This window comes from Photorhabdus tasmaniensis (assembly GCF_011189505.1).
GTDB classification, from domain to species: Bacteria; Pseudomonadota; Gammaproteobacteria; order Enterobacterales; family Enterobacteriaceae; genus Photorhabdus; species Photorhabdus tasmaniensis.
In genome coordinates this window covers 130,661-157,121 of the sequence record NZ_PUJU01000004.1, presented here as the reverse complement: position 1 = coordinate 157,121, position 26,461 = coordinate 130,661, and the positions used below count along the sequence as shown (strand labels likewise).

General features: G+C 41.5%; 19 protein-coding genes, 1 pseudogene and 1 other annotated feature. Of the genes and pseudogenes, 10 read left to right on the top strand and 10 right to left on the bottom strand.

Annotation, left to right across the window (positions count from 1 at the left end; translation table 11 throughout):
* Positions 1-79 (bottom strand): hypothetical protein (locus tag C5471_RS25485; protein ID WP_479687630.1); only part of this gene is annotated, 79 nt, incomplete at its 3' end.
* A 211-nt stretch (positions 80-290) separates the two neighbouring features.
* Between C5471_RS25485 and C5471_RS02860 the strand changes: the two are divergent.
* A pseudogene (locus C5471_RS02860) lies at positions 291-545 on the top strand (transposase); the annotation flags it as partial.
* A gap of 245 nt (positions 546-790) precedes the next feature.
* A complete protein-coding gene (locus C5471_RS02855) occupies positions 791-1,333 on the top strand; it encodes an Ail/Lom family outer membrane beta-barrel protein (protein WP_133812943.1) in 543 nt (180 codons plus the stop codon).
* Positions 1,334-1,544: 211 nt separating this feature from the next.
* On the opposite strand, the gene C5471_RS02850 is transcribed toward C5471_RS02855, so the two are convergent.
* A complete protein-coding gene (locus tag C5471_RS02850; protein ID WP_133812944.1) occupies positions 1,545-2,309 on the bottom strand; it encodes a YciC family protein in 765 nt (254 codons plus the stop codon).
* Between the two features lie 430 nt (positions 2,310-2,739).
* Between C5471_RS02850 and ompW the strand changes: the two genes are divergently transcribed.
* Positions 2,740-3,381 (top strand): outer membrane protein OmpW, encoded by a 642-nt coding sequence (ompW, locus tag C5471_RS02845; protein ID WP_133812945.1) that lies wholly within the window; start codon positions 2,740-2,742, stop codon positions 3,379-3,381.
* Positions 3,382-3,454: 73 nt separating this feature from the next.
* On the opposite strand, the gene trpA is transcribed toward ompW, so the two are convergent.
* The 6 genes from trpA to C5471_RS02815 are packed head-to-tail and all read right to left on the bottom strand — an operon-like array spanning position 3,455 to position 10,031.
* The gene (gene trpA, locus C5471_RS02840; protein ID WP_133812946.1) at positions 3,455-4,261 is read right to left on the bottom strand and encodes a tryptophan synthase subunit alpha; all 807 of its coding nucleotides are present in this window, start codon (positions 4,259-4,261) and stop codon (positions 3,455-3,457) included.
* Positions 4,261-5,451, bottom strand: coding sequence for a tryptophan synthase subunit beta (trpB, locus tag C5471_RS02835; protein WP_133812947.1), 1,191 nt, complete (start codon positions 5,449-5,451; stop codon positions 4,261-4,263). The genes trpA and trpB overlap by 1 nt, the downstream gene beginning before the upstream one ends.
* A 34-nt stretch (positions 5,452-5,485) precedes the next feature.
* A complete protein-coding gene (gene trpCF / locus C5471_RS02830; RefSeq protein ID WP_133812948.1) occupies positions 5,486-6,850 on the bottom strand; it encodes a bifunctional indole-3-glycerol-phosphate synthase TrpC/phosphoribosylanthranilate isomerase TrpF in 1,365 nt (454 codons plus the stop codon).
* A 2-nt stretch (positions 6,851-6,852) separates the two neighbouring features.
* Entirely contained in the window at positions 6,853-7,851 is a 999-nt protein-coding gene (gene trpD / locus C5471_RS02825) for an anthranilate phosphoribosyltransferase (RefSeq protein ID WP_133812949.1), read from the bottom strand.
* Positions 7,852-7,866: 15 nt separating this feature from the next.
* On the bottom strand, positions 7,867-8,445 hold the full coding sequence (locus C5471_RS02820; protein ID WP_133812950.1) for a glutamine amidotransferase-related protein: 579 nt from the start codon (positions 8,443-8,445) through the stop codon (positions 7,867-7,869).
* A complete protein-coding gene (locus C5471_RS02815; RefSeq protein ID WP_133812951.1) occupies positions 8,445-10,031 on the bottom strand; it encodes an anthranilate synthase component 1 in 1,587 nt (528 codons plus the stop codon). Before C5471_RS02815 ends, C5471_RS02820 begins: the two co-directional genes overlap by 1 nt.
* 28 nt (positions 10,032-10,059) lie before the next feature.
* Positions 10,060-10,160 (bottom strand) — a sequence feature (Trp leader region).
* Positions 10,161-10,838: 678 nt separating this feature from the next.
* Between C5471_RS02815 and C5471_RS02810 the strand changes: the two genes are divergently transcribed.
* The 7 genes from C5471_RS02810 (at position 10,839) to rluB (ending at position 25,034) form a co-directional block, all read left to right on the top strand.
* Positions 10,839-12,464: a glycoside hydrolase family 18 protein gene (locus C5471_RS02810; RefSeq protein WP_133812952.1), complete on the top strand. Its 1,626-nt coding sequence runs from the start codon at positions 10,839-10,841 to the stop codon at positions 12,462-12,464.
* 100 nt (positions 12,465-12,564) lie between these two features.
* Positions 12,565-16,092: a Tc toxin subunit A gene (locus C5471_RS02805; RefSeq protein ID WP_133812953.1), complete on the top strand. Its 3,528-nt coding sequence runs from the start codon at positions 12,565-12,567 to the stop codon at positions 16,090-16,092.
* Positions 16,085-20,167, top strand: a complete 4,083-nt coding sequence (locus tag C5471_RS02800) for a Tc toxin subunit A-related protein (RefSeq protein WP_166295614.1) — start codon at positions 16,085-16,087, stop codon at positions 20,165-20,167. The genes C5471_RS02805 and C5471_RS02800 overlap by 8 nt, the downstream gene beginning before the upstream one ends.
* Positions 20,168-20,294: 127 nt before the next feature.
* Entirely contained in the window at positions 20,295-22,184 is a 1,890-nt protein-coding gene (locus tag C5471_RS02795) for a glycoside hydrolase family 18 protein (protein ID WP_133812954.1), read from the top strand.
* 165 nt (positions 22,185-22,349) lie between these two features.
* Complete coding sequence (gene rnm / locus C5471_RS02790) at positions 22,350-23,210, top strand: RNase RNM (RefSeq protein ID WP_133812955.1); 861 nt, start codon at positions 22,350-22,352, stop codon at positions 23,208-23,210.
* A 27-nt stretch (positions 23,211-23,237) separates the two neighbouring features.
* Positions 23,238-23,858, top strand: a complete 621-nt coding sequence (locus tag C5471_RS02785; protein ID WP_133812956.1) for an L-threonylcarbamoyladenylate synthase — start codon at positions 23,238-23,240, stop codon at positions 23,856-23,858.
* Between the two features lie 243 nt (positions 23,859-24,101).
* On the top strand, positions 24,102-25,034 hold the full coding sequence (rluB, locus tag C5471_RS02780) for a 23S rRNA pseudouridine(2605) synthase RluB (RefSeq protein ID WP_133812957.1): 933 nt from the start codon (positions 24,102-24,104) through the stop codon (positions 25,032-25,034).
* 41 nt (positions 25,035-25,075) lie between these two features.
* On the opposite strand, the gene cobO is transcribed toward rluB, so the two are convergent.
* Both cobO and C5471_RS02770 read right to left on the bottom strand, forming a co-directional pair.
* Entirely contained in the window at positions 25,076-25,672 is a 597-nt protein-coding gene (cobO, locus tag C5471_RS02775; protein ID WP_166295611.1) for a cob(I)yrinic acid a,c-diamide adenosyltransferase, read from the bottom strand.
* Complete coding sequence (locus tag C5471_RS02770; RefSeq protein WP_133812958.1) at positions 25,672-26,436, bottom strand: YciK family oxidoreductase; 765 nt, start codon at positions 26,434-26,436, stop codon at positions 25,672-25,674. Before C5471_RS02770 ends, cobO begins: the two co-directional genes overlap by 1 nt.
* Between the last annotated feature and the right edge of the window lie 25 nt (positions 26,437-26,461).

The window sequence follows — 26,461 nt, the reverse complement described above, 5'->3', positions numbered from 1 at the left end:
TGATGCGAACCATCACCTCAGTCGGGAATGGCGGGCGTCCCCCTTTGGGCGAAATAATACGTGGTGCGACACGGTCTATGGTGTCAGCCAGTGCCGAGAAATCAACATACTTATCAAGAACAAGCAGCGGATCACCTCATTCATCGATTTTTCGACGGTGATATTCGGATGCCAGCTTGTCTTTTTTTAAAGCAGAACGAGGCGGTATCATGACGGCGCTACCTTGCAGAGAGGTGTTGTGTCTACATTTTACTCAATTTTGTGGCTGTGAAAAGTTTTTAGTGGTTCCCTACGGTATTCATAAAAGTCAGAAGGTAAAGGACTGGCTGGTACGACATCCCAAATTTACCCTGTTGTTTTTACCGGTCTATTCACCGTGGCTAAACAAAATAGAACGGTTATGGCAATCGCTCCATGAGACAATAACGCGAAATCATTGTTGTCAATTTATGTGGCAGTTACTGAATTATGTTGATGCCTTTTTGGTATCGTTTTCATCACAGCAAAAGCCAGGAAGACAAAAAATGGGTGTAGCACAATTATGAAACCTTATTTAGTTGTGGTGCCCAATCTCTATTTTGCTGTACGAATGATGCAAAGTAAGCCCGAATGGTACTCTAATTACATCAAAAGATAATAAGAGAAATACGACGGTAATGCTTAGTGTTTTGCTTTATTAAACGGGAAATTAACAATGAATGGAATTTCGTTGTTTTCTATTGGTTACTGATAAATAATACCTCTCCGTAATTATTTCTTTCTATATTTTATACAATATTAGGGATTTTCAATGAAAAGAACATTGGTAGCTTCAGTGGTGGCTGTTGGTTTATCTTTATTCGCATTTGCAGCAAATGCAAGTGGTGAAAGTACGATTTCTGGTGGCTATGCTCAGAGTCATGCAAAGATGGATGGTCAAAAGATTGATGATAATCCAAAGGGCTTCAACCTGAAATATCGCTATGAGCTGGATAATAATTTTGGTGTTATTAGCTCACTTACACATACATATTTAGGTGACGATCATTACCAAGGTGGTAGAAAAGAAGCTGAATCTGATATGGACTATTTTTCCCTGATGGCGGGTCCTACATATCGTTTTAATGAATATGTTAGCGTATACGGTATGGTTGGTGCTGCACATGGAAAGGTTAAGTACTCAGATTATGTTGGTTCAATGAGTGGCAGCAAGAGTAAAACATCTGTCAGCTACGGATTGGGATTACAGTTTAACCCTATGCCAAATTGGACTATCGATACATCTTATGAATATTCAAAATTGGATGATCTTAAGATAGGCACTTGGGTAGTTGGTGTCGGTTACCGCTTCTAAATCGAAATTAGCTAATTTGTACTTAATTTAGCAATCTCTTTTTACAGAAATTCCCTGCCATATATAACAGGGAATTTTTTTGGATCTTACCTAAATAATAATGACGCGCTTATACACAAGTGTACCCGGATATAAACTGGCTCATGTTATATTCTCTGTCAGCCCCATAGCTTTTATCGCTATGGGGTTTGTTTGAACAGCTATTTTATATTCATTTTTGTTGTGAAGAGGCAACCAGCATATATAACCTGAACAGATAAATTAGCAGAATAGCTGAGATCAGGTTATTAAACACGCCAAGCATAATTCCCGCCATCTCATTATGAATGAATGTCAGACGATCAATAATAAACACCAGTAAGAGCTTTGCGGTCAGCCATAGCAGAATTGGCGGAACTAGCAAGCGAATATTGGCAAATGCCAGTTTCCAGCTTATTTTCATAGAGGCGAAAATACCGCACCGTTCAGCGGTCATAATCACGGGTGATAAAGCCAGTGCGATAGATAAAATAATACCTGGTACCAGCATCAGCATTAAACCAAGTTGGATCAACAAAGTGCAGATAAGTAGTAGCAGGAACAGTTTTGGTAATTGGCTTGCTGATAAACCAATAGCCTGTAATGAAGAAATACGATTTCCCGCTGAAACTGCCGTGACCAACGTCAATACACCACCAACCAGTAACACATTGCCAATCATACTGGAGAAAATAGTTCCTATTCCCGCTCGCATGATCATTGACTGTTGCTCTGGGGTCATTTGAGACACCATATCCTGAATACCGGTTTTACCCGAAGTTGCAAAAGTGAATTCTGCTTCTGTCAGCAGTTTCATCTGTTCGCTATCAGGGATAAACAGGTGCCCCAATAGGGTAGTCACCAGAGCCGCCAGAACGGCCAGAGTCAGAGTACTTAACAGTTGATTCTTGAAAAAATTAAAACTGTCACGGTACAGGGTATTCGCCGTGATTGGCATGAAGACAGCTCCTATCAGGTTAAACAATAATACACAGCGGTTAATTGTACTCTGTTATGGGCAGATGTGGATAGCTGAAAGGAGATTATGCGGATAAATTAGTGATTGACTGTGATTGTTTATGAAAGGAAAAAGTACTTCATATTATATTTTCAATATAAAAATAAACATAAATTTAACCTTGTTAAAACATCATGGAAATATAATTAGATGAAATATTGGAATTAGCATATAAATATAAAAAACATTAAAATAATTAATGATAAATATTGATTTGTGTCAATTTAAAATAATTCCAATTTGAAATAATAATGTCGCAAATATACGATTTCTCTTAAATTATTTAAAAGATGTGATCTATATTGGATCATGATTTTAAATATATGGCTATATTTTTATTGACTTTTAAATCACAGGAATGGGATGAATAATGAAAAAACTTTCTGCGTTTGTATTAGCAGCGGCAACTTTAGCACCATCGTTCGCTTTTGCTCATGAAGCGGGTGATTTTCTTTTCCGCACGGGTACTGCAACAGTAAGGCCTAATACCGGCTCTGATAATGTATTAGGGGTAGGTTCTCTGAGTGCGGATAATAATACCCAGATGGGTTTAACCTTCGGTTATATGATTACCGATAATATTGGTATTGAATTACTCGCTGGGACACCTTTCCAGCATCAGGTAAGTTTACCGGGTGCAGGTAATATTGCCAAAATAAAGAGTCTGCCACCGACATTAATGGCGCAATACTATTTTGGCTCTAAAGAAAGTCATTTCCGCCCTTATATTGGTGTTGGTTTGAACTATACCACTTTCTTTAATGAAAAATTCAATGGCAATGATGCGGTTAAAGGTAATAATTTACACAGTCTGGATCTGAAAGATTCCTGGGGTGTGGCCGGTCATGTTGGCTTGGATTATGAGTTAGATCAAAACTGGATGCTAAACGCGTCTGTGTGGTGGGTGAACATTGAAACTGATGTGAAATTCAAAGCAGGCGATCAGAGCCATAAAGTTGATACCCGGCTTGATCCGTGGGTATTTATGTTTGGTGTCGGTTATCACTTCTGATAAGAACTGCGTTTGTTTTGTATGAGCTGTTTGATATGAAAAGCATGGGGCAGATTTTGCCCCATTTTTTGTATTAAAGTTGAGTGGCAGATTTCATTATTGATACAAATTCAGTGAGTTTTTTCAGCATTATGTCTGGTTGAGAAAGATTTGCTTCAATAATTTTGATTACGGCGGATCCGGAAATGGCACCAGCAGCACCATTTGCTAACGTTTCTTTTATCTGTGCAGGTTCTGAAATACCAAATCCCTGTAATGGCGGTGCAGCATGATATTCCCGCAACTTATTGATCAAATGATTTAAAGGATGTTCAGCGCGTCGTTCTGTGCCGGTAACGCCTGCCCGGGATAATAAATAGGTATATCCCCGGCCGTAAGAGGCGATTTCACGCAATAATTCATCTTCCGCATTCGGAGGGCAAATAAAGATAGGAGCAATACCCTGTTTCATTGCTGCGGTGCGGAATGGTCGGGATTCTGATACAGGAACATCTGCAACTAATACAGAATCGACATCTGCATCTTTGCAGCGGCGATAAAACTCGTCTATGCCATTATGAAAAATCAGGTTGGCATACATCAATAGACCCATGGGTATATCCGGATATTTTGTCCGAATTTTTGCCAATAATTCAAAACAGAGAGTGGGGGTAACATTTGAGGAGAAAGCACGCAGATTGGCATTCTGAATTGTTGGGCCGTCAGCCAGCGGATCAGAAAAAGGGATCCCTAACTCAAGGGCATCTGCACCACCTGCAATCAGTGCGTCAATAATTTCCAACGATAATTCCGGGTTTGGATCGCCCAGTGTGACAAAGGGGACAAAAGCACCTTGTTTACGGTTTTCTAATTGTTTAAATAGCTGCTCGTAACGTTCCATCAGATTTCCCCCCTAGATGTTAAAATATCATGGACAGTAAATATGTCTTTATCACCGCGACCGGATAGATTGACGATCAGTAATTGCTCTTTATCCGGCGCTTGCTGGATCATTTTTAAAGCATATGCCAGTGCATGAGAGGATTCGAGCGCCGGAATAATGCCTTCCTCACGGGAAAGCATTTTGAACGCCGCTAATGCTTCATCATCTGTGATGGAAAAATAGTCAGCCCGGCCGATACTGTTCAGATAGGCATGTTGAGGACCAACAGAAGGGAAATCCAGGCCGGCTGAAATAGAATAAGATTCTTCAATCTGGCCTTCATCTGTCTGCATCATGGGAGATTTCATGCCAAAATAGATACCTAATTCGCCATGTTTCAACGGGGCACCATGTTTGCCTGTTTCGATACCGTGTCCCGCAGGTTCAATACCAATCAGGCGTACTGATGTTTCAGGAATAAACTCGGCAAACATGCCAATGGCATTGGAACCCCCGCCAACGCAGGCTAGCACTGCATCAGGCAGGCGTCCCTCTTTTGCCAGAATCTGGGCTTTGGCTTCTTCACCAATCATACGCTGGAATTCCCGAACCATGGTTGGATAGGGATGTGGGCCGGCGGCGGTACCTAACAGATAGTGAGCCTTATCATAGCTGCCAGACCAGTCGCGCAGGGCTTCATTGCAAGCATCTTTTAGGGTTGCAGAGCCGCTGTGGACCGGAATAACTTCGGCTCCCATCAGACGCATACGGAAGACATTAGGGGATTGGCGTTCCACATCTTTAGCACCCATATAAATGCGGCATTTCATATTTAAAAGTGCGCAGGTGAGGGCTGTTGCTACACCATGCTGGCCGGCACCGGTTTCTGCAATAATTTCAGTTTTGCCCATTCGTTTCGCCAGTAATGCCTGACCAAGTACCTGATTGGTTTTATGAGCGCCGCCGTGTAATAGATCTTCTCGTTTCAGATAAAGGCGGGTTTTAGTACCTTTAGTCAAATTACGACATAAAGTTAATGCCGTTGGTCTGCCTGCATAGTTTTTCAGCAAATCTTGAAATTCTTGCTGGAATTCAGCATCTTGTTGAGCATCAATAAATGCTGTTTCTAATTGTTCAAGGGCTGGAATAAGGATCTGTGGCACAAATTGTCCACCGAAATCACCAAAATAAGGGTTAAGTTTACTCATTATTCTGTTTGTCCATTAATCAAAGGATCGTTATTTATTGGTAGCTACGTAGACGCTGAAACACTTTACTTAATTTATGGCTGCTTTTGATACCCGGTGCGCTTTCAACACCAGAGTTAAAATCAAGCCCGCAACAGCCATATTTTGCTGCCTGTTGGCAATTTTCTTCATTTAATCCACCTGCCAACATTACATTGTCGAGTGATTGTTTTTCAAGTAATTGCCAGTCGAAACTTTTGCCGGTTCCACCTTTGCCGTTATCAAGCAGATACCGATCAATATTTCTAGTTTTAGCGTGAAATGAATCTTTCGACATATCAATTGCTTTCCAAATTTGGCAGTTTTCAGGCAATAATTTCCGTAGTTCTTCAATATAAACGTCGCCTTCTGCGCCATGTAATTGCACCGCAGCAAGAGACAGAGTGCGGGCGATATGACTGATGAATGCAGAGGATTGATTTTGAAATACGCCGACATATTTGAGAGCCGCCGCATTGATGATTTGTTGAGCCTGTTCGATATTAATTCTACGCAGCGAATGCTCAACAAATATCAAACCACCATAAACAGCCCCTGCTTGTAATGCTACTTTGGCATCTTGTGGGCGGGTTAATCCACAGACTTTATTTTCCCCCAAAATCAGTTGACGTAATGCCAGATCCAGATTGGATTGCGACATCAAAGCGCTGCCAATCAGAAAGCCATTAGCATACTGGCTGAGTTCACGAATTTGCTGATGCTGGTGGATGCCTGATTCGCTGATAACAATCGTTCCTTCCGGTAACTGTGGCGCAAGTTGTCTGGTACGGTTTAAATCTATAGAAAGATCTCTTAGATCACGGTTATTAATACCAATAATTTTGGCTTTCAGTGTGACAGCCCTGATCCGTTCTTCTTCTGAACTTATTTCAGTCAGTACTCCCATATTCAAACTGTGCGCGAGTTCAGACAGCATAATATATTGCTGATCATCAAGGACGGAAAGCATCAGTAATATCGCATCTGCCTGATAATAACGAGCAAGATAAACCTGATAAGGATCGATAATAAAATCTTTGCACAATACTGGCTGATGAACGGTATCACTCACCAGACGGAGAAAGTCATAGCTACCCTGAAAATATTTTTCATCTGTTAATACTGAAATTGCGGCAGCGTAGGGCTGATAAGTTTTTGCTATCAGGGTTGGATCAAAATCCTGACGAATGAGTCCTTTTGAAGGGGATGCCTTTTTACACTCCAGAATAAAAATAGTCTGTTCACCGTTCAGCGCCTGATAGAAACTACGCTGGCTGGGAACAATGGAATTAATAAAGCTTTCCAGCGGTTGCTGTTGCTTGCGCTTAATCAGATATTCGGCTTTGTCATTAACAATTTTTTGTAAAACGGTAGTTTGCATCGTTAACTCCTTGCGGCGAGTGCGGTGACTCGTTTATAAGCTTGACCACTGTGAATGGTTTCAAGAGCTTGTTGAGTGTTATGACGTAAATTTTCCTGTCCATGAATTTTCATCAGCAGGGCAACATTAGCGGCAACGGCATCAGCATGGGCTTTCTTACCTCGACCTTGTAACAATAAGCTGAGTATTTCACGGTTTTCCTCCGGTGCCCCCCCTTTTAATGCCGATATTGGATGGCTTTGTAAACCAAAATCTTCAGCATTTAATTGATAATGGGAGATTTCTCCATTATTAAGTTCTGCCACGATGGTTGGTGCATGTAGGGCGACTTCATCCATTCCACCACTGTGAACAACGGCTGCCCGTTGATAGCCCAGGACTTGCAAGGTACGGGCAATGGGTTCAACCAGCTCGGGGCTGTAAACGCCAATTAATGCCAATGGCGGGCGGGCCGGGTTAACCAGAGGACCGAGTACATTGAACAGCGTCCGGGTTTTCAGTTGCTGACGTACAGGTATTGCATGGCGGAACCCAATATGATACTGCGGCGCAAACAGAAAACAGATGCCGATTTCATCCAGGGCGTTGCGGGCACATTCTGCACTGACATCAAGCGTTATACCAAATGCCGCCAGCAAATCAGATGAACCTGAACGGCTGGAAACACTGCGGTTACCATGTTTGGCAACTTTAATATTACAAGCTGCTGCGACAAATGCACTGGCGGTTGAAATATTAATACTGTTGGTGTCATCTCCCCCTGTTCCGACAATATCGCAGAAAGTGTAATTCGGCCTCGGAAATGGCAGGGCATTTGCCAGCAACGCCTGTGCGGCACCGGCGATCTCCTGTGGCTGCTCACCGCGCAATTTCATACTGATAAGGACCGCAGCGAGTTGCGGCTCACTTAATTCTCCTTGAATTATGGCGGAGAACAGTTGTTGGCTTTCTTGTTGTGTCAGTATCTGCGCACTGAACAATTTGTCGAAAATAGATTGCATTTTCATCCCTCCTTTTTAATTCAGTGCCCATGCCAGAGTTTGTTCAAGTAATCTGGTGCCATGTGTTGTGAGAATAGATTCTGGATGGAACTGGAACCCGCAAACCTTGTGTTTGTCGTGGCGAACCGCCATAACGGTGTCGCCGCAACGGGCTGAAATCGTCAATTCAGATGGAATTCTGTGACCCGCCAGAGAGTGATAACGGGCAACGGGCAAAGGATTATCCAGATCAGCGAACATAGCCTGATTATCATGTTCTGCCAGAGAGGCTTTGCCGTGCAGGATTTGATCAGCGGCAGAAATCTCTCCACCATAGGCTTCAATAATTGCCTGATGCCCAAGGCAGATGCCGATCACCGGAATTTTGCCGATTATTTTCTGGAGTAATTGCGGCATACAGCCTGCATCATAAGGTTTACCCGGCCCCGGTGAAAGCATCAATAACGGAGAAGGCAGCGCCCTGAGTTGCTGCATGATGATTCCAGTTGCCACAGTATTGCGATAGATAACCACCTGATGACCCTTATTGCGTAATTGATCGACGAGGTTATAGGTAAATGAATCCACGTTATCGAGCAGGAGAATATTTGCCATCAGAAAATCTCCTCTGCCTGATGTGCTTCAGCGATTGCACGAATGACGGCTCTTGCTTTGTTGCAGGTCTCTTCAGCTTCTGCCAAAGGTACAGAATCCAGTACTACGCCAGCGCCAGCCTGAATTGTCGCTATGCCATCTTCCACGTAAGCCGAGCGGATAACGATACAATTATCCATATCACCGTTGCCGGTGAAATAACCGACAGCGCCACCGTAGCTGCCACGCCGTTCATTTTCATAGTGGGCGATAAGTTGCATTGCCCGTACTTTCGGTGCTCCAGTAAGGGTTCCCATATTCATACAAGCTTGATAAGCATGGAAAATATCTAAGTCATGGCGTAATGTCCCGACCACGCGGGAAACCAGATGCATGACAAAAGAGTAACGATCAACTTTTGTCAGATCAGCGACATAGCGGCTGCCGGGTTCACAAATACGGGCCAAATCATTACGGGCTAAATCAACCAGCATCAAGTGTTCAGCTAATTCTTTGTGATCTGTACGCATCTCCAGCTCAGTTCGGCTGTCCAAATCTGCATCCAACTCTCCGGCAGCATTGCGCCCACGGGGACGTGTGCCGGCGATAGGGTAAATCTCAATTTGACGATTAGACGCATCATATTTGAGTGCGCTTTCAGGGGAGGCACCGAACAGACAGAAGTCTTTATCTTGCATGAAGAACATATAAGGACTTGGATTGCGGTCTTTAAGTTTTTGATAAGCTTTAAGCGGTGCCGGGCATGGCAGAGAGAAGCGCCGTGATGGCACCACCTGAAAAATATCGCCCTGGCGGATGTATTGTTGCAATTGTGTCACTATTTCTGCATATGTTTTGTCATCTTGATTGCATGAAACTTTCATTGCTGGCAGAGAGATTTGTTGCACTGGCTCAGTGGGTTCTGTGGTGAGCTCCGCTAATGTTTGCAATCGTTGTTTAAGACGTCGCTCTTCTTTCGGAGAATCACTGAAAAGAGTGATTTGCAGGCGTGCGTTTTTATTTTGGTGGTCGATCACCATTAAAGTTTCTGCCAAATAAAAACAGAAATCAGGACAACGTTGAACGGTTTTTACTGTGGGTAACGGCTCAAACCCGGCGACCAGGTCGTAGGAGAAAAGGCCGCCAACGAATATTGCTTCTGCATTGTTTTGCGATGGTAGTTCGTATTGTGATGGCAATTCTGCCAGAGAAAGAAGAGCACGTAGTGCGTCAAATACAGATATGGCTTTCAGGCGACTGTCTTCATCTATCATATTGTGATTGATTGGCGGAAAGATCAATTGAAGAGAATCGTGTGCCATTTCAGATTGGACATTGCTGGGAAGTTTTTTGATCAAAACTGGCAATAAATTTCGGCCATTTTCTGACAAAGCCTCAAAAGTGACCTGATTGCCGTTCGCGCAGATACGCAAAGCACTATCAATGATCAGCAGACTTTTCAGGCTTCTTTTACTGTTAATTTCCGCAGATTCCAGCAACAACGTTGCTGATTGCCCACGGCAAAGGTGGTTGAACAGTCGTGCCGGATCGGGCTGATAAGTTGTTTCCTGCTCAATGACTGTGAATTTTGGTTGTTTATCCGTCATTTTTTCGTCCTGATTGTGAGTTATGCATATAAAAAAACCCGCCGTTCTGGCGGGTTTTGGTAATTTGGCACTATTAATTTATGTGCGTGACCATACCGCCCTTTATGGGAAGTTGTGCCACCAACGGATAGACATCATAAATACAGTCATTTTCAGTGCCTCTTTTGCATTAAATATATAGATAGTATACGGGATAATATGGTTATTTCTTGTGTACTAGTAAACTGGAACGGTGTTGGTGTGTCAAGAATTTTATGAAAAAATTTTATTAAATTTTTGTCGGTTGATTGGGTAAGGACAATCGGTTATCAGGTAATGGAAGAAATATTTAATTGTATTAGTTTTGATAAAATTATTATTTTTATGTTATCAATAACGAATATTATTATTTTATGATATGGCTATGTGCATATTTAATAATATTACATATGTTAATTTTATTTCATAAAAATAGAGTTTATCTGGAGTAAATCTTGGTTAAAAAGTGTAATTGGCTGGTTTTTTCTTGAGTCAATAGCCAGATGACAATAATAGATCATCAATTTTTATATCTGTATATGAAAAAAAGAGGTTTAACAAATATTGCTGTGAGAAGTAGTATTCATACCTCTAATATATTGTGTTATTTAAAATTTGAGAATTTATACAGTTAAGCTATGTAGTCCTTTGTATCCAATATGTTACAGGTATTCTTGATAAACGGCTTTAATCTGAATACTGATTGAACGCTACTTAATTCCTGGCATAGGTCGTCATGATTTAACTCTCTGATGTTTAAAAATAATTGTACCGTTAGTGGAGTGTAATATGAGTAAAAATGAATTAAAAACAGATAGTCAATTAGTATATGAGACTGATCCACATGAGGATTCTGGAGAGGGGGCGGCGCAAAAAACTTATCGGTTAAATGGTTTTGATCCTAAAGCCGCCGATAGCGCATTATCATATACACCAACAAGACTGGCTAAAACGGTTTTTAATACTTATGAGGAGAAAGATAACTTTGGCGTCCTCTGTTATTTAACTGATTGGTCAATCTATGATGAGCGTTTAGCGCCAATAAATGATGATTCTTTTAAAATAAAGGGTGGCAGAGGTGCCGATTTAATGCGCTTTAAGGGTGATAAGGACAAAGGAAAACCGTTTAAAAGAATTATCTTTAGCTTTGTAGGTATTATTGGTGATCTTGGAGAGAAAAGAACAACTATCATAGCCGCAGCGGGTAAAAATGGATGGGAGATGGGAGAAGCCGAGCAAGATATTCTCGAGAATCACGAAGGCAAACCCATTCCAATTGATCCCTGGGCTGATGTTGCAGCCTATCTTAATTGTGGCTTCACTGCATGGGCTGGTAATCCTGTAGATTTATATCAGCAAGATAAAGCTCAGGGTGTATTAGGTGGTTTGCGCTTACTCAAAGACGAAAATCCGGATCTAGAAATTTCTGTCAGCGTTGGCGGTTGGTCAATGAGTGGTGCTTTTTATGAAGTGTGTCGTGATGAAACACTTCGCCAGCGGTTTGTTGAGGGCGTTAAAGATTTATATACCCGATTCCCTATGCTAACTCACATTGATCTTGATTGGGAATATCCCGGCTCTGCCGGAGCGGGCAATCCAAACGCTCCAGACGACTATGAGCATTTTGTCAAACTTATTCAGGATTTGAAAAATGCAAATATCAGTAATTTAAAAGGAATTAGTATTGCTGCTTCTGCTGATATAGAAAAAATGGAAGCAGCACATATTCCAGAATTGATTGCTGCCGGTGTTAACGAAATTAACCTAATGACTTATGATTTCTTCACGTTAGGCGATAATAAGCTTTCTCATCATACTAATCTTCATCGTAATAAAGATGACCAATATTCTAAATATTCAGTCGATGATGCGGTTAATTATCTTCTTTCTTTAAAGGTTGATAAAAAGTCAATTTATATCGGCTATTCTGGTTATACACGCAATGCCAGAACTGCGGAGTTAGAGAGTAAAAATAATGAACAGCTGGTTGGTAAATATACTGATGGAACATCCACGCTAGGGAGTTTCGAATACAGCGTAACGGAATGGACAGATATTATTTATAACTATGTTGATTATGAAAATCAAATAGGTCGTAATGGTTTTAAGGTTTTTCATGATCCGGTGGCTAAAGCCGATTATATTTATAATGAAAATCTTAAAGTATTTATGTCATTAGATACCCCCCGTTCAGTAAGAGAAAAAGGCCGCTATGTTAAAGAAAATGGACTAGGTGGTTTATTTATCTGGACGGGTGATCAAGATAATGGTTTGTTAACTAACGCGGCTCATGAGGGATTAGGGCGTAAGGTAATTAAAAAAGTTATTGAAATGGAGCCATTCTATTTCGAAGGTGAACTTCCTTCTTACGATAAACCGAAAGAGAAACAGTGTGAAGCATGTAAGTTAAATTAAATTGCATTTGCTTTTTAAAAAACATCACTATTTAACATGGTTATAGTCTCTATAACTGTTCTATTCAGGTGTTTCCGATTAATTAGGTTGGAATAATACAATGGATAAATATAAAAATTCTCCTGGTGAAAAACAGGATATAAAAAAAGTATCTCCATTATTGGCTGCGGTGGCAGAAGTAAAATCGCCAATATTGCCGATGAGTTATATGCGGTTGGATTCAGCACAGGAAAAAGATAACTCCACCGTCACATTGGTTAATACGCTCCAGCGGCTGGGTTATCACTCAATTTTTGACATTATTGAAGTATCAAAGCAGCGTTTTATTAAACGCCATAATGAATCTTTATCTGGTCATGCAGAGGTGATTTTTGATAAAGCTGTTAGTGCTGCTAATCAACTGGTGCAAAATTATCGGCAAAGGCAACTTAGAGATTATGATGGTTCAACATTAAGGCAAGCGAATAGTCAGGCAAGGAGTTTTACTTATAGCAAGGATAATGCCGATGAGAAAGAAAAATTACCTGATTACAGCAGCTTATTTCCTGAACCTTGGGATAACTTCTGTCAGCCAGGTGCTATTGAGGCTCTTGATAGCCCGGTAAATTACCTGCTTGATCTTTATAAGTTTGTCAAACAAATAGAGTTAGATGGTTCTAATAATGCCGTGGGGTTGGAGCAAAGGCGCGCAGATATTCCTGACTTATTACTTGATAGTGATAATCTTTACAAAGAGATCACAGCAATATCTGTTGTGAATGATGTTTTGTCGAAAAGTGCCAGAGAATATATCGATCAAACAGGCCATGCGGATAAGCCGGTTAATCAGGTTTTAGGAGAGACCCGTTTTCCATTCATACTACCTTATAACCTGCCTTCTCAACAGATAAATAAAGGCTTGGCCGAAAAAGAGACTGAGTTGGGCTCGATTATTCAGCAAGTGGATCAGCAATTCCCCTGGCATATTTTAACTGAAAAACGTGATCAAACTTTGCTTGCTTATATTCAATTGAGTAAAGAGCAAATGACTTTACTGAAAGAGAAAAGTCCGTTTTCACAAAACTTTTTGTCACGTGAGCAACTTATTAAGAGTTACTTCAGTAACAGTACAACAGAAGTATTACCTGAACATGATATTTCAAAACATGCTTATATTATTCTTTCTGGTGAAAATATCACAGGCCCGACGTCGTTGAGTGAGGGTGCTGATAAAGTTTATGATGAGATTGTCATTACCTGCGAAAATAAATCCAAAGAGACTGTCAAAGTTAAACTTCGTGGTGAAAATGTTCTGACCTATAATCGTGTAAAAGCGAGAATGGAACCATTTAATAATTCACCTCCATTTAGCCGGCAATTAAAGTTAACTTATGTAGAGAGTGATAATAGTGCAATTGGCAATCTGGATAATGGCCCTTTCTTTGGTGAAATGACAGTTTATGCAGCAATGCCGAAAGAGAGTACGAATAACGCATCGGTCAATATTGAAGGCGTTAATTTCCTGACAATGACTTACCGTTTTGCGATTGCTAAACAAGGGACGGCACAATCTGAATTATTGCCAGAAGCTGAGCAATTTTTCCAGGATAATTATGGTCTCTCAGCCGATGACAGTGTGAAATTAAAAGAGATTCGATCTTTTGGTCAACAAACAGGATCGACAGTGATAGATCTGGAACACCTATTTAGTCGCGGTGATTTCCGGCCGTTAGTTTCGCCAAATGTGGTATTTTCTAACCCCATCTTTGGTCGTGGACAAACGTCAGAAAATTTTCCGGCGCCTTACCATTATGGTGGTATTTATATCAATGTCGGGCAACTGGACGCATTAGGGATTATCAGAACCGATTATGGGCGCGAGATAAGTGCAGTTTCTGATTTTCGCTATGACCGAATGAATCGCTTTATTCGCTTACAGCGTTGGTTAGAATTGCCATATCATCAGCTTGACTTACTTATTACTTCAGCAATAAAAGCTGAACAAAAGAATGCAGATCTGGCTATTACTGATAATACATTAAGAGCATTGGGTTTATTTCGGCACTTAGCGATACAATATAAGGTATTACCAGAAACGTTTGCTGGATGGATATATCAAATTACGCCATTCTCCATCAGTAATAATATTCCATTTTTTGATCAGATTTTTAATCAGTCTAAACTTTTTGATCAGCCTTTAATTCTGGATGGCAGTGAATTTAATTATACGGAAAATCAGGGGAATGGAGCAAAGACAGTCAAACAATTGTGTGCAGGGTTAGCCATTCCTTTATCCACGTTTCAAGTGATTGCGCCTGTGGTTGAGAAAGGGTTAAATCTCTCTTCTGGTAAATTAGTTTGTAATCTCGATGTGGTGTCCAGACTTTATCGTTTGGTCACTATCCCACGATTATTTGGTTTTTCTGCGGAAGATGGATTGATCCTGGCCGATATTTTGACAGGAAAAAATGGATATTTAGCAAATATACCGATCTTGGGAGATGAAGATGATATCCTCAATATTATTTCACAGATGGAAGTTTTAACTTCCTGGTTGGCTAAAACAAAATTGACACCAATCAAGCTTTCCCTGTTATTGGGGAAAACCGAGCTTCCCGTCGTTCCAACAAATGGAATGCTGACTTTTTATAGAGGAATTTCTAATGGTTTGACTGATAATGTGTGTTTAAAAGAATCCGATTTTAATCGGCAAGAAATAAAGGATATAGATTGGTGGAATATTCTATCAGATAACGATGGTGTTTTTGATAAGAATAATGGATTGGTGAAAAATATTCCATTGGTATGGGGGCAGACGGACGAGGAATCATTGAAGAAAAAGATTGAAGATATTCTCAGTAACAAAAATATAACGCCAGAAGATAATCAAATTAATATTGTCTTGCAGATTATTTTACAAGTTAAGATTGCACAAGAAAGCCTATTGTCCAGTGCCATTGCGGGCGAATACGGTGTATCAAGGGATATTGTTCCGTTACAACTTCGCTGGTTGGGCAGTAGTGTTTATTCAGTACTGAAAATGGTATTAGATAACACGCCAGAAAAAGTTGAAGATATTCCAACGGCGTTTTTGGATTTGACTTATAGTTTATTGGTTTATACTCAGTTAATTAACGCATTGAGTATAAGTAACAATCTGTTGTTATTACGCCTGACAGAACCTGAATGGTTTGGCCTAACGATAAATAAAACAACGGAAATATCATTATCGTTAGATGAAATTTTTCTACTGAATCGCTATCAGGATTTACTGGAAAATGCGAAACAAAGTGAAGACAAGATTCAGGAATATTTTACATTTGCTAACAGCGAATCTTTAGCAAAAAAAGAAGAGAGTGATGGAAGTTATAAATGTGCACAATTACTGGCTGAAATTTTAGGTTGGGATCCTGATGAAATTTTCCTTGCTTGTGAGAAAGGTAAATTAAAAGAAAAACGTGCAATGACTCTATCTCAAATAGATTGGGTACGACGATTGCAGCAACTTGCTGTGAAAACGAATTTGTCCGTTGAGCCTTTGTTAGATGCTGGTGCACTTGTCGTTAATTCAGATTTTGAAGTTTTCCAAAGTATCGGTGAAGCTGTCATGGCCGCATTAAAAGCGCAAGGAGATGATGAGAATGTCTAATTTAATTGAAGCAAAATTACAGGAAAACCTGCGTGACGCATTAGTGGATTATTATCTTGGTCAGATTGTTCCCCATGATACTGCTTTTCAATCCCAGCGTGAAAAAATTAAAAACGTTGATGATTTGTATGATTTTCTGTTATTAGACACTCAGGTTTCTTCTAAAGTAAAAACAGCTCGTGTCGCACATGTTACCCAATCTGTACAACAATATATTAACCGTATTGTCTTGAATTTAGAGTCAGGTTTATCGATGACTCAGGAAGATGCGGATAATTGGCAGGAATTTGCTAATCGTTATGGCTATTGGTCTGCAAATCAGCAACTTGCTATTTACCCGGAAGTGTATGTCGATCCCACATTACGTTTAACAAAGACCGAATTCTTTTTCCAACTTGAGAGTGCGCTCAATCAAGGAAAGCTCACGGATGATGTTGCTCAGAAAGCGATATTAGGTTACCTGAATAACTTTGAAGAGGTTAGTAATTTAGAGGTTATTGCCGGCTACGAAAATGGTATTGATATTGCTGATGATAAGATCTATTTCATTGCGAAGACACGTACTCAACCCTACCGCTATTTTTGGCGGACTTTAGATGCGAAGCAGCGTAATAGCCAGACTGACGAATTATATCCTACGGCCTGGAGTGAGTGGAAGCTGATTAATGTCCCTTTAGAAAATGCACGTAACGGTATTGTTCGTCCAATTATTCTGAATGGTCGATTGTATATTAGTTGGTTTGAAGTTGCGGAAGAAAAGCAAGATAAAGATAATAGTATTAAGTATCGTACCAAACTGAATTTGGCCCATTTGGCGTTTGATGGTACCTGGAGTACCGGTACGACAGTTCGTGAAGATTTACTTGATTATCCCATGAAAGAGCTGATTGCTGTTCTTGATCGTACCGGAGATGCTGAACGTTTAGCGTTGGTCGCATTTGTTCGTTTGAATGGTAAAAATGAAGACGGCTCGTCGTATGATTATGATGAAGTTTTCACTTACGTTTGTGACAATCTGTTAATGGAAGCAACTGATCTACCTAAATCTACTTCGAAGTTATCTGATTTGGATGCATATGGTGCCGCTTTAGTCTGGTTCTATTTTCGGGAAAAATTGAATGGAGGGCCGGAAGAATATAAACAACTGGTTCTTTATCCGGTGAATAATAATATGAAATGGCCGATCGCCGAACCCCCAACATTTGAAGGGCAACTGGGGACAATAGACGATTTTAAGCTGGACGCTGCTTATGTTGAAGGGACATTGAATATGTATTTGACGTCCAGTTCAACGTATAAATATGATTTCAGCAGAAGTAAAAATATCCTTTATTGTATTTGGTTGGAGGACAGTAAGGGTGAACGGTGTTGGTTGAATTATAAGGTGCTTACCCCGGAAGATTATGAGCCAAAGTTGAGTGCGACATTGAATCGGTGTGACAGAGGTGATGTAACTGTTGTCACCGGTTTTAGCCTACCGTCAGAAACTGGGAATGATATTGCCGGTAGAATTAAGACTAAACTGAGTGTAGGTAAACTGGTTCGTGATAAGGTGCAAATTAAACAGACTAAACAAACTCAGTATTTGCAATTCCCAAAAGAAGAGCAACCAGAAAGTTGGTATTCTGATCAAGCGATTCGTTTAAATACGCTTTTTGCAAAGGAATTAATTAGCAAGGCGAGTCAAAAACTGGATAAAGTTCTGAGCTGGGAAACTCAGAATATTCATGAAGAGCCGATTACCGGCAGTGATGCAAAACCTATCGATCTTAAAGGGGCAAATGGTATTTATTTCTGGGAACTGTTCTTCCATATGCCATTTATGGTGTCCTGGCGGTTTAATGTAGAACAGCGTTATGAAGAAGCCAGTCGCTGGATTAAGTTTATTTTTAACCCTTTTGAGAGTAGTGATGAACCAGCATTAACACAGGACAAGCCACGTTATTGGAATAGCCGTCCGATCATTGACGAGCCAAAACGATTGCGGAGCCTGATAGAGCCGACTGATCCTGATGCAATTTCTGCCAGTGAACCTATTCATTATCGTAAGGCTATTTTTAACTTTTATGTTAAAAATGTTATCGATCAAGGTGATATGGAATATCGGAAGCTACAGCCTACGGCGAGAACGCTGGCACGACTGAGCTATGCAACCGCAAGTTCTTTGCTGGGTGCCCGCCCTGATCTTCAATTAGCCAGTTCCTGGCAGCCGATTACTCTTGAGGATGCGTCCTATAAGAAGAATAGTGCCGTACGTGAATTGGAGATGATAAGTTATCCTTTGCCTTATGCTGCGGTGGTTCATGATAAAACCATCCGTGCTCTTGATAATGATCTTTTCATGAAACCTATCAATGAAGAGTTAACGGCACTGTGGGATAGAATAGAAACCCGGATTTATAATTTACGGCATAATCTGACGCTGGATGGAAAAGAAATTTCTATGGATCTTTATGATTCGAAAATTTCTCCCAGAGGATTAATGAATCAACGTTATCAACGCGTTGTTACTGCCAGAAATGCCAGCCGAATGAATTTCAGAGTACCAAATTATCGTTTTGAGCCGATGTTGGCACGGGCAAAATCTGGTGTTGATACCTTGATACAATTTGGCAGCACATTGTTAAGCGTGTTGGAGCGTAAAGACAATCTGAGTTTTGAATCATTTCAGATGGTGCAGAATAATGATCTCTACCGTTTTGCCGTTGACCTCCAACAACAAGATATCAATATTAACCAGGCCAGCCTTGATGCACTGCAAGTGAGTAAACAATCTGCTCAGGAACGGTATGAGCATTATAAAAGTCTTTATGATGAGAATATCTCGTCAACGGAGCAGCAGGTTATTGAATTGCAATCTCAGGCATCTTCTGCGCTATTAGCTTCACAGGTATCAAGGACGGCTGCGGCAGCGCTGGATTTAGTCCCCAATATTTATGGATTAGCCGTCGGTGGTTCGCGCTGGGGAGCAGCTTTGAATGCGGTTGCTGAGATAGCGACACTGAAATACCAATCTGACAATACTAAAGCGGAAAGTCTCAGTGTTTCTGAATCTTATCGCCGCCGCCGGCAAGAGTGGGAATTGCAATATAAGCAGGCCGAGTGGGAAGTTAATTCTATTAACCAACAAATCAATATTCAACAGTTGCAGGTCAGTGCCGCCCGTAAGCGTTTGGCGCAGGTTGAAGCTCAACAGCAACAATCTCAGGCATTGTTGGCCTATTTCTCCAGCCGTTTTACTAATGAAAGTTTATATACCTGGATGATTAGCCAGATCTCCAGTCTCTATTTGCAGGCTTATGATGCTGTTTCATCGTTGTGTTTGTCTGCTCAAGCCTCTTTGCAGTATGAACTTGGGCTAGGCGAGCAGAATTTTGTTGACGGTGGGAGTTGGAATGATCTCTATCAGGGGTTGTTGGTCGGTGAGAATTTGAAATTGGCTCTGCAACGTATGGAACGTACTTATGTTGAGCAAAATTCACGTAGATTGGAAATTATTAAAACGATTTCGCTTAAATCATTATTAGGTGAGGAGTGGGATATAAAACTTCAAACCTTGAAATCGCATAATTCAATTACGTTTAATTTGGATGAAACCAAACATTTTGTTCCGGATTATACGGGCTTATTTAATCGTCGGATTAAATCTGTTTCAGTCACGCTGCCGATGTTAATTGGGCCTTATGAAGATATTTGTGCCAAATTAAGTTTGTCGGGTGTGAGCAGTTATACGACAAAAGCGGATCTCAAAACCGTTGAAAAAATGTTGAAAGAAGGGGCTAGGGCGGAAACCCCTTATACTGTGCGCAGCATACAGCCTAACCAACAAATCGCTTTATCTACGGGTATTAATGACAGTGGAATGTTCACGCTTAATTTCGATGATGAGCGTTTCTTACCTTTTGAAGGGGTAGGCGTAGGATCGAGCTGGAATTTCCAATTTACCAATACCTCGCAGGATTTAGACAGTCTGACAGATGTTATCCTTCATATTCGATATACCGCGCAAGAAGGGCCGGCATCATTTGGTATGGCTGTTAAGGCGTTATTAAACAAGGAAAGTTTAGATTCATAATGGCGAGAATTGAGCATTAAATAAGTCAGTCATCTGAATTTAAAATTCTGACTTGTTATCTTTAATAGTTAAATTAGCCTCTTCTACCCATGTAGAGGCTAAATATAAATCTCATTGGAGTTTATAAATGGTAAACAAATATACTTATACTTCATCAAGATCCATGTCCGATGTCAGTGATATTATTGGTGAACCGTTAACTGCATGGAAAAATCAAGCAGGTGGGCAAGTTTATAATGTCATTTTCAATGGTGGTGTTTATACCAATACTTATTGGGTTGAACGCTGGCAGATTCCCGATCCTGCTTCCAACGATGGAACACCGCACAATGCTTGGAAATATATCCGTCCAGCGACAGAAGAAGAAATAAAACAGCACGGCAATCCTACTGACGGGAGTGTTAATCCAACCGAAGAGATCCCTTCACCGGTTTTACAGCAGGATGCGATTACAGAGGAAACTTATCAGCGACCAGATGTTAATTTTAAGCCGGATGGTTCAGGTAACAATCTTTCCTACACTGCGGCTCGTGTTTGTCGTCCAATGTATAATGAATATGAAAGTGACAAATCCAGACCTAAACTTTCTGCTTATGTTACTGACTGGTGCCAATATGATGCACGCTTGGATGGTCATAATGAGACGGCGGATGAACGGGGAAGAGGATTTGATTTAAGCACGATTAATGTCACTGCCTATGATAAGTTAATATTTAGCTTCTTGGGTATTTGTGGTGATACCGGCGTTAAAAAAGACAAAATCAATGAAGTTTGGCAGGGTTGGAATGACCAAAGTGATGTCAAAATTACTGAAGGCCATATTGTTCCTCTTGATCCCTATGGGGATTTAGGAACTGCTCGTAATGTGGGATTACCTAAAGAAAGCGCGAATACAGATATCAGTCCAGGAACATTTTTGCCTTATTATCAACAAAAGAAAGCATCGGGCTTATTAGGTGGATTACGCGAGTTACAGAAAATAGCGCGTTTAGCGGGTCATAAACTTGAATTGGCTTTTAGTATTGGTGGCTGGAGTATGTCCGGTTATTTCTCAGTGATGGCGGCTGATGAGACAAAACGTCGCGTTTTTGTTGACAGCGTTGTTGATTTTTTTGAGCGTTTTCCCATGTTCAGTTGTGTCGATATTGACTGGGAATATCCAGGAAGCCCAGGTGAAGATGGTAATGTTTTTGATCCGAAAGATGGAGAGTATTACGCTTTGTTAATTAAAGAACTACGTGCATCTCTGGATAGCAGATTTGGACGAGAAGACAGGAAAGAGATCTCCATTGCTTGTAGTGGCGTAAAATCGAAGCTGGCCACTTCTAATATTGCAGAATTAGTTAAGAATGGTTTGGATAATATTTTCTTAATGAGTTATGACTATTTCGGTACCGGATGGGCACCTTACATCGGGCATCATACTAATCTTTATTCGCCGAAAGATCCTGATCCATCAAGTGAATCCGATTTATCCGCAGAAGTTGCTATCAATTATTTACATCAGGAACTTGGTATACCATTGGAGAAAATCCATTTAGGTTATGCTAACTATGGCCGTGCAGGCAAAGGGGCAAATCTTGCAACACGCGAATATAATAAAGATGGCGATGCATTAGGAACAATGGAAAAAGGATCACCTGAATTCTTTGATATTGTTAATAATTATCTGGATACTGAACATACTCTTGCTACCGGGAAAAATAGTTTTGTGTTAATGACGGATACCAATGCCGATGCCGATTTCTTATTTAGTGAAAAAGAAGGGCACTTTATCTCATTAGATACGCCGCGCACGGTGAAACAGAAAGCTGAATATGCAGCCAAGAATAAACTGGGTGGTATATTTTCCTGGTCAGGCGATCAGGATTGTGGCTTATTAGCAAATGCAGCCAGAGAAGGGATGGGCTATGTTGCTAAATCTAATGATGAAACCATCGACATGGGACCGCTCTATAATCCGGGTAAGCCTCATTATTTGAAATCTATTGGTGAAATGAAGAAAAGTTCTGATTAACTTTCATTCTTTATAGAAAAAAGTGTGAAATTTCTTACCTCTTAAAATGATAATATTCAGCCCGGTATTTTAGGGCTGAATACCGTTCTTTTCTGTAAAACGCAGCCATTTACCGTTAAGCTACCCGGTCGTATGTTCTAATCTATTCGGGCAGGAAAAGGAATAATGACAAATTCAACCACTGAGTTGGTGACAATTTATGATCTTCATAGCCATACGACAGCATCGGATGGTTCTCTTTCACCATCAGAATTGGTTGAGCGGGCGGTAACCATGGGGGTAAATGTGTTGGCAGTGACTGATCATGATACGACAGATGCTATTCTTCTGGCCCATGAACATATCTGCCATCATCATCTGCCCTTGAAATTAATACCCGGCGTTGAGATATCTACCCTGTGGGAAAGTATGGAGATTCACATTGTGGGTCTGAATATAGATATTCAGGCAGCTGCAATGATTGAATTGCTGGGTAAACAGGCTGAACTCAGAAAAGCGCGTGGAATTGAAATAGGTCGCAGGCTGGCAAAGGCAGGTATTCCTGATACTTGGGCAGGAGCAAGTCAGTTAGCGGGTGGTGGTCAGGTGACGCGGAGCCATTTTGCTCGTTACTTAATAGAAATCGGTAAAGAGCCGACCATTGCGAAAGTATTTAAGAAGTATCTGGCAAGGGGAAAAACCGGATACGTTCCACCGCAATGGTGTACAATTGAACAAGCTATTGATGCTATTCATCAATCCGGCGGACAGGCAGTGATTGCGCATCCGGGGCGATATGATTTATCTGCCAAATGGTTGAAACGTTTGATTATCTGGTTTAAGCAACATGGTGGTGATGCAATGGAGGTTGCACAGTGCCGACAGGCACCTAACGAGCGGAAACATCTCGGTCAATTGTCACGAGAGTATGATTTGATGGCATCGTTAGGTTCTGATTTTCACCAGCCTTGTTCATGGATAGAGTTAGGGCGTAAATTGTGGTTACCCGGTGATGTGGTACCAATATGGCGCAACTGGTCACTGTAGGGGCTGCATAAAATTAAGAGGCAATTTATGAGCCAGTTTTTTTATATTCATCCTGATAATCCGCAACCACGCTTAATAGGGCAAAGTGTGGATGTGTTCAAAAAAGGTGGGGTAGTGGTTTACCCAACTGATTCCGGCTATGCGATTGGTTGCCATCTGGAAGATAAAGATTCGATGACCCGAATATGCCGTATCCGCCAGTTGGATAGTAATCATAATTTCACCTTAATGTGCCGGGATTTATCAGAGATATCGACCTATGCTTATGTTGATAATTCGGCTTTTCGTCTGATTAAGAATAATACACCAGGCAGCTACACATTTATTTTGCGTGCGACGAAAGAAGTTCCTCGTCGTTTGATGAATGATAAGCGGAAAACAATAGGATTACGTGTTCCATCCAATCCAATTGCGTTGGCGCTTCTGGAACAAGTGGGTGAACCACTCATGTCCACCAGTCTTATTTTACCGGGGAATGATTTTGCTGAATCTGATCCGGAAGAAATTAAAGATAATTTGGGTAAACTGGTTGATCTGATTATTCATGGTGGTTATTTAGGGCAGCAACCGACAACGGTAATTGATTTGACTGAAGATACACCTGTTGTAATACGTGCAGGTGCCGGGAATGTGACGCCGTTTTTATAATCCAGGCAGGACAAATACCTCCTCTCAATTTTCTTGGGGGAGGCTTACGGATATATTTATGGAATCATTGTTCTTAAAGAAAGTTAGTGTAGAATGCCCGGCTACGGACGGGAATGTATGACTTGTACTCTAACACTCTCGTTAAAAATTTATTAAAATCAGTTTGTTATAATATTTTTCTATTATGACGTATTGATTGATATATAACACGACGCCTGTGAAGGCGACAGCAGAGGTTGCTCAATGAGCGGTAAGACACAGAAATCTGAAAAGTTACAGAAAATTCTCGCGCGTTCCGGCCACGGTTCCCGCCGCGAAGTAGAAGGTTATATTCAACAGGGGCGCGTCAGTGTTGACGGTAAGATTGCTACTTTAGGTGATCGTATTGAAGTTCAGCCCGCCACAAAAATCCGCCTTGATGGCCGGATATTAAATATTAAAGAATCAGAAAAAGCGGTTTGCCGTGTTCTGGCTTATTACAAACCAGAGGGTGAACTGTGTACCCGCCATGATCCAGAAGGGCGGCCAACCGTTTTTGATCGTCTGCCTAAGCTATTGGGTTCCCGCTGGATAGCGGTTGGGCGTCTGGATGTGAATACCTGTGGTTTATTGCTGTTTACTACGGATGGTGAGTTGGCTAACCGTTTGATGCATCCAAGCCGCGAAGTTGAGCGCGAATATGCGGTTCGGGTTTTTGGCGAAGCTGATGAAGCCAAACTGAAACAACTGACCAAAGGGATTCAACTGGAAGATGGTCCGGCATCATTCTGTACTGTTGCGTTTAAAGGCGGTGAGGGGATGAACCAATGGTATAACGTCACGCTGACAGAAGGACGCAATCGTGAAGTTCGTCGTCTTTGGGAAGCGGTGGGTGTTCAGGTGAGCCGTCTTATTCGTGTCCGTTATGGTGATATTAGCTTGCCAAAAGGTTTACCACGCGGTGGCTGGACAGAACTTGGCCTGGAGCAGACTAACTATTTGCGCCAATTAGTAGGTTTGAATGAAGAGATGGTTTCCAAAGTGGCGGTTGAGCGTGATCAACGCCGTCTTAAAGCTAACCAAATCCGCCGTGCAGTTAAACGCCATACTCAGGGGACATCACGGCCATCGGCAGGAAAGCGTCCGGGTAGCTCCCGCCAGAATGCGGGGCGTCCAACTGCACCAAAAGGCCGCTAATTTCTATTCTTATGGGCCTCGTGTCATCACGGGGCCTTTTTTTACCAGTCGATTCCTTTTTGTGCTTTAATGCCGGCATCAAAGGCATGTTTTACCGGGCGCATCTCTGTAACGGTATCGGCCATTTCCAATAATTCACGGTGGCAACCGCGGCCGGTAATAATAACGGATTGGTGTTCTGGCCGGTGTTTCAGAGCGGTAATCACATCTTCAAGAGGAAGATAGCCGTAACTTACCATATAAGTCAGTTCATCCAGTACGACCAGATCCAAATCAGGATCAGCCAGCATCTCCAACGCGTGGTGCCATACCTGATGGCAGGCTACGGTATCTGTTTCCCGGCTTTGGGTTTCCCAGGTAAAACCTGTTGCCATAACATGGAAATTCACTCCATGCTGTTCCAGCAGATTTTTCTCGCCGTTTGCCCATTGACCTTTTATAAACTGGATAACACCGGCACGTAACCCATGACCTACCGCACGGGTCACTGTGCCAAAAGCTGCCGTGGTTTTGCCTTTACCATTGCCAGTAAAAACAATGAAAATTCCCCGCTCTAACTGGGCGGCTTCAATACGGGAATCCACTTTTTCTTTCAGGCGTTGTTGCCTTTTTTGGTGCTGGTTATCATTGATTGTCATTATTCGGCTGGTCCTGCTTTGCGTCCGGGTTGTGCATCAAAACTGATGCCTGTTTTACGCAGACTGTCGCTGCCCATGAGATAAAGATACAGCGGCATAATATCCGCTGGTGTTTTTAGTTTAGCAGAATTTTCGTTAGGGAATGCGTTGGCACGCATATTTGTGCGTGTACCACCAGGGTTGATGCAATTAACGCGCAGAGAACTGTGTTTATATTCTGCTGCTAAAACCTGCATCATACCTTCGGTTGCAAATTTAGAGGCGGAATAAGCCCCCCAACCGCTGCGACCTTCACGGCCAACGCTTGAACTGGTAAAGATTAATGATCCGTGGGGTGATTTCAATAATAACGGAAGCAATGCTTGAGTTAACATAAAGGTCGCATTGACGTTGACTTGCATAACATCGTGCCATAACTGAACCGGTTGTTCTGCCATTGGTGCGACGGCACCCAGCAATCCGGCGTTATGCAATACACCATCCAGATGCGGATAATGTTTCGTTAAATCGTCAGCCAATGTTTTACACCCTTCGGCTGTGATAGTGAGGAGATCCAGGGTGTAAATCGCTACAGGGGTGCCACCTGCTTGTTCTATCTCTTTTTTGACGGCTTCCAGTTTGTGTGTGGTTCTGCCAAGTAAGATCATTTGCGCTCCATAACGGGCATAAGTCAACGCCACTTCACGACCAATCCCATCTCCAGCGCCTGTAACCAGAATAATACGTTGCTGTAGGAGGTCATGTTTAGGTTGGTAATGTAACATTTGCAGATTTCCTGTTATTGATAGA